Annotated in this window: 11 protein-coding genes and 1 riboswitch; of the genes, 1 reads left to right on the top strand and 10 read right to left on the bottom strand. The window is 45.0% G+C overall.

The features are described from left to right. The 9 genes from PHN32_08220 to ligA form a co-directional block, all read right to left on the bottom strand. The coding region (locus PHN32_08220) for a hypothetical protein (protein ID MDD3777575.1) at positions 1-940 on the bottom strand (940 nt) is incomplete at its 3' end. A gap of 81 nt (positions 941-1,021) precedes the next feature. Next, entirely contained in the window at positions 1,022-1,915 is an 894-nt protein-coding gene (locus PHN32_08215) for a hypothetical protein (protein MDD3777574.1), read from the bottom strand. A gap of 7 nt (positions 1,916-1,922) precedes the next feature. Continuing rightward, positions 1,923-2,150 carry a helix-turn-helix transcriptional regulator gene (locus PHN32_08210; protein ID MDD3777573.1) on the bottom strand — a complete coding sequence of 76 codons (228 nt, stop codon included), beginning with the start codon at positions 2,148-2,150 and terminating at the stop codon, positions 1,923-1,925. Between the two features lie 136 nt (positions 2,151-2,286). Continuing rightward, positions 2,287-3,318, bottom strand: coding sequence for an ATP-dependent 6-phosphofructokinase (locus PHN32_08205; GenBank protein MDD3777572.1), 1,032 nt, complete (start codon positions 3,316-3,318; stop codon positions 2,287-2,289). Between the two features lie 20 nt (positions 3,319-3,338). Beyond that, positions 3,339-4,796, bottom strand: coding sequence for an Asp-tRNA(Asn)/Glu-tRNA(Gln) amidotransferase subunit GatB (gatB, locus tag PHN32_08200; GenBank protein ID MDD3777571.1), 1,458 nt, complete (start codon positions 4,794-4,796; stop codon positions 3,339-3,341). Then, entirely contained in the window at positions 4,786-6,261 is a 1,476-nt protein-coding gene (gatA, locus tag PHN32_08195; protein ID MDD3777570.1) for an Asp-tRNA(Asn)/Glu-tRNA(Gln) amidotransferase subunit GatA, read from the bottom strand. Before gatA ends, gatB begins: the two co-directional genes overlap by 11 nt. Before the next feature lie 14 nt (positions 6,262-6,275). Continuing rightward, on the bottom strand, positions 6,276-6,563 hold the full coding sequence (gene gatC / locus PHN32_08190; GenBank protein ID MDD3777569.1) for an Asp-tRNA(Asn)/Glu-tRNA(Gln) amidotransferase subunit GatC: 288 nt from the start codon (positions 6,561-6,563) through the stop codon (positions 6,276-6,278). A gap of 59 nt (positions 6,564-6,622) precedes the next feature. Further along, the gene (locus tag PHN32_08185; protein MDD3777568.1) at positions 6,623-7,372 is read right to left on the bottom strand and encodes a type II CAAX endopeptidase family protein; all 750 of its coding nucleotides are present in this window, start codon (positions 7,370-7,372) and stop codon (positions 6,623-6,625) included. Continuing rightward, complete coding sequence (ligA, locus tag PHN32_08180) at positions 7,372-9,423, bottom strand: NAD-dependent DNA ligase LigA (protein ID MDD3777567.1); 2,052 nt, start codon at positions 9,421-9,423, stop codon at positions 7,372-7,374. Before ligA ends, PHN32_08185 begins: the two co-directional genes overlap by 1 nt. 207 nt (positions 9,424-9,630) lie before the next feature. Then, a riboswitch (cyclic di-GMP riboswitch) is annotated at positions 9,631-9,715 on the top strand. 59 nt (positions 9,716-9,774) lie between these two features. Here ligA and PHN32_08175 point away from each other — a divergent pair. Continuing rightward, positions 9,775-10,710, top strand: a complete 936-nt coding sequence (locus tag PHN32_08175; GenBank protein MDD3777566.1) for a DUF4214 domain-containing protein — start codon at positions 9,775-9,777, stop codon at positions 10,708-10,710. Positions 10,711-10,786: 76 nt separating this feature from the next. Here the strand turns inward: PHN32_08175 and PHN32_08170 are convergent. After that, positions 10,787-11,637: hypothetical protein (locus PHN32_08170; GenBank protein ID MDD3777565.1), on the bottom strand; the 851-nt coding region annotated here is incomplete at its 5' end.

Raw genomic sequence — 11,637 nt, 5'->3', positions numbered from 1 at the left:
CTGAAGCCACATAAGGCCAGTAAAGGTTATGCTGCCTTTCCTGGCCCATACCTTTGATAAAGGCAGCCGATATAAGCCACAGGCAGGCAATATTTCCTAAGGCCGCCTGGACCACATACAGCCAAGCAGAATTGGCAGGAATAAAGGAGAGAACTATTGCTGCTGCCATTATTATGCTAACCAGGCGGCGGGCCCGGGTACCCATCAGCCTGGCTATCACCACATAAGCCAATATATTGGATACCAGTACCATGGCCAGGCTCCAGCCCAGGCCAACCTCACTATAAGCATTAATGGAAGCTACATTCTGGAACTTAAGCAGCTGCAGGAATACCGCCGGCATAAAAATGATAAAGGCATAAAAGCCGGTCCTTCTTTTACCCTTAAAGGGGTATGGTGTAATCCTGTCTGCCACAATAGAAGTTAATATAAGCTGGGCAGCAGCCAGGCCCCAGCCCAAGGCCAAACTTACTGCATCCCTTCTCCATATCAGGTCCCAGGTACCGTAGAGCCCATGCAAAGCGGTCTCTATACTGATGCCTGCTATAAAGGCCCCTGCCAGAAGGCCGGCCTGTATAGAAGGCAGTACCGACAGGAAAAAAATAAAGCTGGCTATCCATAATACAGTGCCTGCCGCAGCAGCAGCCAGGCTTAATGGCCCCCAGGAGCTTACCTGGAGCACAGCCCTGGCCAAAACTATAACCGCCATAAGTATCCACAGCATCCTCCAGGGGCCAGCTTTAAATAAAAAGCCAGCCAAAAATACCGCGCAGAAGGTAGCCAGGGCATATATAGCCACTTCTATTAAACTGATATTTGGTCTTTCCCTTAAAAAATTAACCAGTAGAGATAAAAAGGCCTTAAGGATCTGCAGTCCAAGAATAGTATTTAGAGCCAGAAGGGCAAAAAGAGGCCATTTACTTTTGGGAACACTTTCCATTTAACCCCTGTATTTATAGTATTTCTTAATATTATAACCCAATATATTAAAGAAATCACAAACAGAATAATTATTCCAAAATCAGGTTCTCTTAGCAAAATACAGGGTTGATGCTGAAAATATAAGCAAAATTAAAAACAGGTAAAAGGGAAACCAGACAACAGATATAAACTCAGTAGACGTAAAATACTGTATTATATACATAGTCAGCATGAACACCATGGACAATACCGTAGATACCAGGCCTGCCCTGCATATATCCTGGAATTGTTTCTCGTCATACCACTCCCTGCCCTTTTCCTTTAATTTTACTATCAGCCAGTAAGCCACTATCACCAAATAGGGCAGCAGCAATAACAGGCTAACTATAAAAATTCCTTTCTTTAAAGCCCATAAAGGCATATAAGCCGAAAGCAGGGCAAATATTATAATACCTGATAATCCGCAGAATACGCCCATGTATTGGGCATTTAAAAAGATGGATTCATCCTTGACTATGAACTGGCCGGCTTCTTTTAAGCCCTTTGGTACAGCTGCCGCCGCCATTATAATCAGCAGTAGCCAGAACAGGAAATGAAGCCCCTGGCTGATATAAAGTATGATCCATTCCCCGCTGGTGTCCCAGCCCTGTTTGTATTCCTTGCCAATATCGCTTAGCAGGGTAAAATCTCCCACCACCATCAACATGGAAAGCAGTCCTGCAAACAGCAGTAAGGATAATAGCAGGCTTTCCTTCCTAAACAGCCTTAGGTTAATCATAACCCAGGCCAAAGCCAGGCCATGGGATATAAAAATCAGGATAAACCAGATTGCAGCCACTTTCTCCATGCTGGACAGTACCGGCTGCGCATCACCAAAAGCCAAAATAATCGGCCTTAACCTCTGGTAAAAAAACATATTATAGGCCAGCCCTGCCAGAGAGATAACCCCCAGGGCAATCACCATAAAGTTCCAGTTTTTAATGCTACGCTTCATCCTATCCTCACTTCTGCTTAAGGTAGAAAATTTCTTCTACAGCTTTATTAAAGAAGCTGGCAATCTTTAAAGCCAGCATAACCGACGGATTAAACTTTCCGGTTTCGATGGAATGAATAGTTAGCCTGGTAACCCCTACCGCATTGGCCAGTTCCTGCTGGGACATTTCATTATGTTCAAACCGGCACCGCCTAAGCTGGTTATCAAGTTTTTGATGTTTATCTTTCAAAGCTATTAGAAAAATTATGTTTATAGTATTATATATATTTTGTATACTATTATATACATTAAAACCCCGGTGTCAACCTATAAGCATAAATTGGTGGAAAGTAATTAAACAGGCAGGCTGCAGGCAGCCTGCCTAAAGTATCCTAATGAAAAAGCCGGGACAGCTGGTACAGCTCCATATCCATGGGTTTCTGGCTCTCCAGGGCCTGGCTTAAGGGAACCGCTATTACCTTATTGTCTTTAAAACAAACCATTTTACCAAAATCTTTTTGGTGCACCAGGTCTACCGCTTTGGCACCAAGCCTGGTGGCCAGTATACGGTCAAAGGCAGTAGGCCTGCCTCCCCTCTGGGTATGCCCCAGAACAGTTACCCGGCATTCATGGCCGCTTCTTTTCTCAATTTCCTTAGCCAGGAAATCCCCGATGCCTCCCAGCTGGACATGGCCAAAATTATCAACTTTGCCTGAAGCTGTTACCTGCTGGTCCAAATTCTTGGGTTTGGCTCCTTCTGCTACCACGATGATGCTAAATTCCTTACCTTTTTTCTGACGGTTATCTATCACTTCCAAAATATCATCATAATCAAAGGGTACTTCAGGAATAAGTATGACATCTGCCCCTCCGGCCAGTCCCCCGTGCAGGGCCAGCCAGCCGGCATCCCTGCCCATAACCTCTACAATCATAATACGGTGATGGGAAGAGGCGGTGGTATGCAGCCGGTCAATAGCATCGGTCACCACTTCCAAAGCTGAATCAAAACCAATGGAATAATCAGAATAAGCAATATCATTATCTATGGTTTGGGGTATGCCTACCCCTTTTATTCCAAACTGGGCCAGTTTTAAAGTCACCCCATTGGTGTCGTCTCCGCCAATGGTAATCAGGGCATCCAAGTTAAATTTCTCTATATTAGCCCTTACCTTTTCTACTCCCTGCTCAATTTTAAAAGGATTGGTTCTGCTGGTTCCCAGATAAGTGCCCCCCATGGGCAGGGTTCCTGAGACCCCATTCTTGATAAGGTCAAACCCCTTGCCCTCAATTAAGCCTTCCCAACCGTTTCTGATACCGAATAGATCATAACCATAATGGACAGCTTTCATCTTAATGGCCCTTATGGCCGCATTAATGGCAGAGGAGTCACCTCCACCGGTCAGTACTCCAATTTTTTTAATCATTCCATGCCTCCCTTTAAAAATTATTTGATTTTTTTTACAATCATTTCATTAACCAATTTGGGATTGGCCTTGCCCTTGGTCCGGGCCATTACCTGGCCTATCAAAAAACCGATGGCCTTTTGCTTGCCTTCCCTGTACTGGGATACGGCTTCCGGGTTATTCCCTATAACTTCATCTATAATACCCTGCAGCAAGCCGGTATCGCTGATCTGGGTAAGCCCCTGCTCCTCTATGATGGCTTCCGGCTTACGGCCAGTGGAAAACATCTGCTCAAATACAGACTTGGCAATTTTGCTGCTAATCTTGCCGCTATCTATCATCTTTAGCATTTCAGCCAGGTCTCGGGCTTTAACTTTGGCCTTTTCAAAAGGTATTTGCTGCTGGTTGACCAGGGCGCTAAAGTCGCCCATTATCCAGTTACAAACCGCTTTGGCATCACCATAATGCTGGCATACATCTTCAAAATACTGGGACATATAAGTGTCATTAGCTAAAAAATCAGCATCATAATCGGAGAGGCCGTACTGTTTTTTAAACCGGGCTGCTTTTTGCTGGGGAAGCTCTGGTATACTTGCCGCTACCCTGTCTATCAGCTCCTGTTCAATATTTAAAGGCACCAGGTCCGGATCAGGAAAATAACGGTAATCATGGGCTTCTTCTTTGGACCTTAAGGCCTTGGTGGTATCAGTATTGTTATCATAATGCCTGGTTTGCTGAATAACCTCTTTACCCGACTCCAACAGGGCGGTCTGCCTCTTTATCTCATAGGCCAGCCCTTTCTGCAAAAATTTAAAAGAGTTAAGGTTCTTTATTTCCGTTTTGGTGCCCAGGGTGCCGGCTCCCTGTTTTCTGATAGAAACATTGGCGTCACAGCGCAGGCTTCCCTGCTCCATGCTGCAGTCGCTTACCTCCAGGTATAAAATTAGATTCCTGAGTTCAACCATATACTGCCTGGCCTCTTCCGGAGTCCTGATATCAGGCTCGGTAACAATCTCAATTAAAGGAGTGCCGCAGCGGTTAAAATCTACAATACTTGCTCCCGCTTCACTGATCCTGCCGGTAGAGCCGGTATGGACCAGTTTTCCCGTATCTTCTTCCATATGCACCCTGGTGATATTTACCCTCCGGGTATAATCCCCCATATCCAGGTCCAGATAACCTTTTACCCCTAGCGGCAGGTCAAATTGGGAAATCTGGTAATTCTTGGACTGGTCAGGATAAAAATAGTTTTTACGGTGGAATATGGTGTAATGGTTTATGCTGCAGTTTAAAGCCAGGGCTATCTTCAAGGCATATTCTACCGCTTTCTTGTTCACTACCGGCAAAGTGCCCGGATGGCCCAGGCACACCGGACAGGTATAAATATTCTTATCCTCTCCAAAAGAAATTTTGCATCCGCAAAACATTTTAGTTTCAGTCAGCAGCTCCACATGGGTTTCTAAACCCATCACTGCCTCATATTTTTGCTTACCGGCCATGTCCACCTGCCTGGAGTTGGGGCTTATGTTTAAATTCAACCGCCTGTTCCAGATTATAGGCTGCTTTTAGCACCTGGTCTTCCCGCAAAATATTTCCCATAAGCTGAAAACCTATGGGCAGCCCCTCACGGGACAAGCCCACTGGTATGGAAATAGCCGGAAGCCCGGCCAGGTTCACCGGTATGGTACAGATATCAGACATATACATGGTCAAGGGATCCTGCATCCTTTCCCCCAGTTTAAAAGCGGTAGTAGGAGAAGTGGGGGAAACCAGCACATCATATTTGCTGAAAGCCCTGGCAAAATCCTGGATAATTAAAGTCCTAACCCTCTGGGCTTTTTCATAATAGGCATCATAATAACCTGCAGACAGGCAATAGGTGCCAATCATTATTCTTCTTTTTACCTCTTCTCCGAACCCTTCCGACCGGGTCTTCTTGTACATCTGCCTCAAACCCGCCGCATTGCTGGTCCGGTAACCATACCTTACCCCGTCAAACCGGGAAAGGTTGGAGCTGGCCTCAGAAGGGGAAATAATATAATAGACACTTAGCGCATATTCCAAGCTGGGCAAGGAAGTCTCTTCAATATCTGCCCCCATATCCTCCAGCCGGGCCAGGCATTTAGTTACTGCATCCTTTACCTGCCCGTCCATCTGGGGAACCATCAGCTGCTGGGGCACCCCTATTTTTAATCCTTTGATATCCTGGCCCAAATAACTGGTAAAATCAGGTACCTCGCTGTCCAGGGAAGTAGAATCCATAAAATCATGGCCGCAAATAACATTTAGCATAGCCGCAGCATCAGACACCGTGCGGGTAAGGGGGCCAATCTGGTCCAGCGAAGAAGCATAGGCTACCAGGCCGTACCTGGATACCCTGCCGTAAGTGGGTTTTAGCCCTACCACTCCGCACAAGGAAGCCGGCTGCCGTATGGAGCCCCCGGTATCAGAACCCAGGCTGCATATGGCTTGCCCGGAAGCTACACAGGCTGCCGGGCCCCCGCTGGAGCCTCCCGGCACCCTCTGGATATCCCAGGGATTCCTAACCGGGCCATAGTATGAATTTTCATTGGAAGAGCCCATGGCAAACTCGTCCATATTAAGTTTACCGGTAAACACCCCATGCTCGTCCTTTAATTTACTGATAACGGTAGCATCATATACCGGTATGAAGTTATCCAATATCCTGGAACCGCAGGTTGTCTTTACCCCCCGGGTGCTGATATTATCCTTGATGCCCAAGGGTATGCCGGTAAAATAGCTCCCTTTATTTTTAGCCAAAAATTTATCAGCCTCATCCGCCTGCCCTAAAGCTGTTTCTATAGTCCTGGTAATATAGCAGTTTAGAGTACCGTCAACTTCTTCTATCCTTTTAGCTATACTTTCCGTTATTTGCCGGCTGGTTATTTGCCTCTCCTGCAATAATTTACCTAGCTGGCCTGCACTCAGATAATTAAGATCCACCAAATCCTCCAAAACTAATCAATCTTGGGTACCCTGAACCCGTTATCCATAATGTCTGGCCCGTTCTTTAAAGCCTCTTCCTGGGAAAGCGACTCCCTGGGTTCATCTTCCCGGTAAACATTGCTTAAATCCAGTACATGAGAGGTAGGTTTTATACCCTCCGTATTTACAGCGCTTATCCGGGCTACATGATCCAGGATCCTATCCAGCTGCTGGGTAATTTTTTCAGCTTCCGCATCATCAAACTCCAACTCAGAAAGCACTGCTACCTGCTCAACATCCTGTTTGCTGATTCTTTTCATAAATACCTTTAAGCTATTAATTGAAATTGATACAATATTTTAACAAATTTTTGCCACTATTAGTACAGGTTTATCATATCTACCTGCCCTAACAGCAACAATATCAATATAAGGTTATAAATGGCATGTAAAAATATAACCGGAAAAAGAGACCTGGTTTTTTCAAACATATAGGCTAAAATCCAGCCAATTAGAAAAATGGGTATAAAGCTGTATATCTCCATATGGGCCAGGGCAAAAAGCAGGGAAGATAAAAACAGCCCTGCATTTATTCCCCAGGCTTTTTTAAAAGCAGAATACAAAAATCCCCTGAAAAATATTTCCTCTGAAAAAGGGGCAACTACCGCTACTACTACCAGTAATATATTGGTAGAAATATTTCTTCCCCTTACCAGCTGCTCTATTTTACTGGTAGGGGCTTCAATATTAAAAGCTGAGCTTACTATATATACATAAGAAAAACTCAAGATAAAAATGGCCAGCAAGGCCAAAAAAGTATACCACAAGGTCTTAAAAATGCTGTAATACCTTAACCCCAGGTCCCGGGGGGTAGATTTTCTCCAGTAGATAGCAAAAAACCAAACCAGGCCTACCATCAGCAGCACCTGTATGCCGTAAAGCACGCTGAAGCTCAAATTGTTGATGCTGGTTATGCTTAAATATTCATTGCCGCTAATAAACTCCAGGATCTTGGCCGTACTAAAATAAATGCCCACCAGCAGAGCAATCAGCGCCAATACAGATATCAGGGCATCCCTTACATTCCATTTTATATCCAGAAACTTGCTGCTGTCCCTATCTATGGCCATCACCCTATCATCTGCTTAAATTGTGACTCATCTATTACTTTTATACCCAGCCTGACCGCATTCTCCAATTTACTTCCGGCATCGCTGCCGGCAACTACCGCATCCGTATTCCTGCTGACCGAAGAAGTTACCCTTCCCCCAAATTTTTCAATAATCTGGGCTGCCTGGTCCCGGGTAAAATCCTCCAGCTTTCCAGTTAATACAAAATTCTTGCCCTCAAATTCTTCCCTTTTTTCTACTTCTCTTTTCTTTCCAGAAAAGTTTAGGCCTGCCCTTCTTAGCTTTTCTATTATCTTTAAGTTCTGCTCCTGCCTAAAAAAACTGGCCACACTGTCTGCAATCCTGGGCCCTATTTCATGGATGGATTCCAGTTGGCTATACTCGGCTGCCATAAGAGTATCCAGGTCCCCGAAATGGTCTGCCAGTACCTGGGCCACATGCTGGCCTACAAACCTTATACCCAGGCCATAAAGAAGACGGGACAAGGGCTGGGTCTTGCTGTTAGCAATAGAATCCAGAAGGTTCTGGGTAGACTTTTGCTTAAAGTTTTCCAGTGAAATTATTTGGTCATAATTTAAGTAATAAATATCAGCAGGATCCTCAATATAACCCGCATCTAATAGTTTTTGGACTATAGCCGGCCCCAGCCCGTCAATGTCCATGGCCCCTTTGGAAGCAAAATGCACTATAGCCTCAAACTGAATGGCAGGACAGGCCAAAGAGATACAACGGCTGACCGCTTCTCCCGGAGGCCGGACAACTTCTGAACCGCATACCGGGCAGCGGTCAGGCATAATAAACTTTTTTTCAGTCCCCTTGCGCCTTTCCTTAATAACCTTAACTATTTCCGGTATGACATCCCCTGCCTTATGTACTATAACCCAGTCTCCTATCCTTACATCCTTCCGCCTGACTTCATCCTCATTGTGAAGGGTAGCATTGGATACAGTAGACCCTGCCACTGTTACCGGCTCTAATTTAGCCACCGGGGTAAGGGCCCCTGTCCGGCCCACGCTTACCTTGATATCCAGCACCCGGGTAACCTCCTGCTGGGGAGGGAACTTATAGGCTATAGCCCACCGGGGATTCCGGGAAGTCTGGCCCAGCTTTTCCTGATAGGAGAACTCATTTACCTTTATAACTATACCGTCAGTCTCGTAAGGAAGTTTCTTTCTTTCCTCTTCCCACTGGTCACAGTAATGCTTTATCTGTTGATAGCCCGCTACTTTCTTAACATGCTGATTTACCCTAAAGCCGGCCTGCTTTAGGTAATCCAGCATCTGGTAATGGGTAGCTATACCCAAACTTTGATAGTTAACTGCACCATATATAAAAACACTAAGCCTCCTTTGGGCAGTTTGTGCCGGATCAATCTGCCTTAAAGACCCGGCAGCCGCGTTGCGGGGATTGGCAAAAACAGCCAATCCATCATCTTCCCTCTGCCGGTTTATCTGCAAAAACTCATCTTTGCCCAGATAGACCTCTCCCCTTACTTCCAGTATCTCTGGAATATCAACCTCTCTTCTTAAAGTCAATGGTATGGCCCTTATGGTCCTCAAATTGGAGGTTATATCTTCCCCGGTTACCCCATCACCCCTGGTAGCGCCCCTGGCAAAACTACCCTGCTCATAGACCAGTGATACAGCGGAGCCGTCAATTTTTAATTCACACACAAATTCAATATCACCGTCTTGGGCCTCCAAGTCCTTATAGACCCGGTCCAGAAAAGCCTTAAGCTCTTCATAACTGAAAGCATCCTGAAGGCTTAGCATCTTTTCTCCATGCTCTACCGTATTGAATCCGCCCTCCAGGGGAGCGCCTATTCTCTGGGTAGGAGAATCTGGAGTTACCAGCGCAGGGAACTTGGCTTCCAGCTGCTCCAGCAGCCTCATCAGCCGATCATAATCAGCATCGCTGGCAATAGGATTATCTTTAATATAGTAATAGTAGTTATACTTATTTATTTCTTCCCGCAGGTCTGCTACTACAGTCTCTGCCCGCTGTTTATCTAAATTTTTAATATCAGTACTTAATAATTTTTGCAGTTCCATAGGGTCTTTTCTTACTTTTTACCTAAATTATACAGGGTATTTTTTTTATAGTTAAGAGAAAATAAAATCAATATTATTATTATAATTTTATAAATATAATTATATTTAAATTTATCGTAAAAATCTTCTTGACATTATTGCTTATTGTTATTACTATATGTATTGTTAAATAAATTAAAGTATATTTGAAAACTTAATAACCATTAACTTGGTAATAGAGGCGATGACTTACATTTCATAATTGGGCACCTCGAAATGTAGGGAGCCAGTGGTGCAACCGGCTATTACTTTTTTTATGCTCTAAAACAGTAAGCCATTCTGCCTCAACCTAAGTTATTCAAGGAGGTTGAAATGGCTAAGAAATTTAATTACAGGAAATCAATATTAATATCTTTACCGCTGGTAATAATACTGGCGGCTGCTCTGATCATAGGCAGCCTGGGTTTTGCTTCCATAGAAGTTAAGGGCGTAGACGGAGTAACCAGCTTTGTTACCAGGATGTACCAGGTAACTTTAAACAGGCAGCCTGATCCCGCAGGACTGGCTAGCTGGGTAAACGGACTTAATTCCGGTTCCCTTACTGGAGCAGATGTGGCCAGAAACTTTATATTCTCCGATGAATTTAAAGCCAAGAATGTAAGTAATGAACAGTTTCTCCAGGTAATGTATGCTGCCTTTTTTGACCGAGCCCCTGATCCAGGCGGTTACAATGGCTGGATGTCAGAGCTAAACCAGGGCCAGAGCAGGGAGTATGTTTTAGCCGGGTTCGTTAACTCCCAGGAATTTAATCAACTTTGTGCCAACTATGGAATTAACCCCGGATCACTAAACGGTTCCAATACCAGCAGAACCTATGCCCATGCTGAAGTAGCTGCCATACAGACCACAGCTAATCTTAATGGTTATGAGCAGCAGGTACTAAACCAGATTAATGCTATAAGGCAGGCTAACGGCCTTAATGCCCTGGCCCCTAATCAGGCTTTGACTGATATAGCCAGGCAAAGAAGCGCAGATATGCTCTCCAGGGGTTATTTCTCCCACTATACCCCGGAAGGCAATAACATATTTAACTTCCTGAAAGCAAATGGTGTCGGCTACAGGAATGCCGGAGAGAATCTGGCCCAGTCCTCCCCTGCTGCTGCCGGAAGCCCGGAAGTATTTGCCAATGCCTGGATGAACAGCCCCACCCATGCTGCTAACATACTGAGGGCCCAGTACGGAAGTATAGGTATAGGAATAGCAGAAAACGGCGGTAGAAGAGTAGTTACCACCGTTTTCACTAATTAAATATATTTTTACAAGTTTGAGGACGCCAAGCCAAGAAGCCCGGGAAGTCCCGGGCTTCTTACATTTAGATAGTATATTATTTACTAGCTTTAGCCAGCTTTAGTCTCCAGGAGATTACAAAGCTGCCTATGGCCAGTAACAGCATACCCGCTAAAGAATACAACCAGTTATGTCCGGTATAAGGCAGTTCTTCCATTACGCCTAATACTTCAATAGTTGCATCTTGTTCAGTAATTCCAGCCACACCAACCTGTCCCACTATACCAAAGTCTACATGGATGGTATGGTCTGCTGATACATTGGAGAAAGTATAGGTTTCTACTGCACCTATAGATGAACCATCAACTACTACCTCTGATATTTGATAGCCATCTTTGGGAGTTATGGTGTAAGTCTTGCTTTCACCTTCCGCCAGAGTGGTTATACCTTCGTCAGAAATAGAGCCGCCGCTGCCGCTGCTGGCAGTAATGGTGTAGTCCATTATTCCAGCCACGGTTATAGTGGGTCCTGGTCCAGGTAATGGACCATCTGGTATAAGCTCAAAGTTAGCGGTAACCGTTACATTAGCACCTGGCATGGTAAAGGTGGTGCTGGGATCGGAAGCATCACCAAAGGTTCCGCCGCCAGATGATGTCCAGTTAACAAATTGATATCCGGCTGCTGGGGTTGCTAGTATATTAACTGTTTCGTCTTCTTCATAAGGCCCTGTGCCAGTTTGGTCACTAGCTGTTCCACTGCCAGCGGGGTTTTCAGCCATAGTCAGAGTATAGGTATCTGGTGGTATAAGTGCAAAGTTGGCTGTAACCGTTACATTAGCACCTGGCATGGTAAAGGTGGTGCTGGGATCGGAAGCATCACCAAAGGTTCCGCCGCCAGATGATGTCCAGTTAACAAATTGATATCCGGCTGCTGGGGTTGCTAGTATAT

The sequence above is a fragment of the Actinomycetota bacterium genome (assembly GCA_028698215.1).
In the GTDB taxonomy this organism is placed as follows: Bacteria; Actinomycetota; Humimicrobiia; order Humimicrobiales; family Humimicrobiaceae; genus Halolacustris.
The sequence above is the reverse complement of the archived record's forward strand: the minus strand, read 5'-3'. Positions and strand labels throughout refer to the sequence as shown.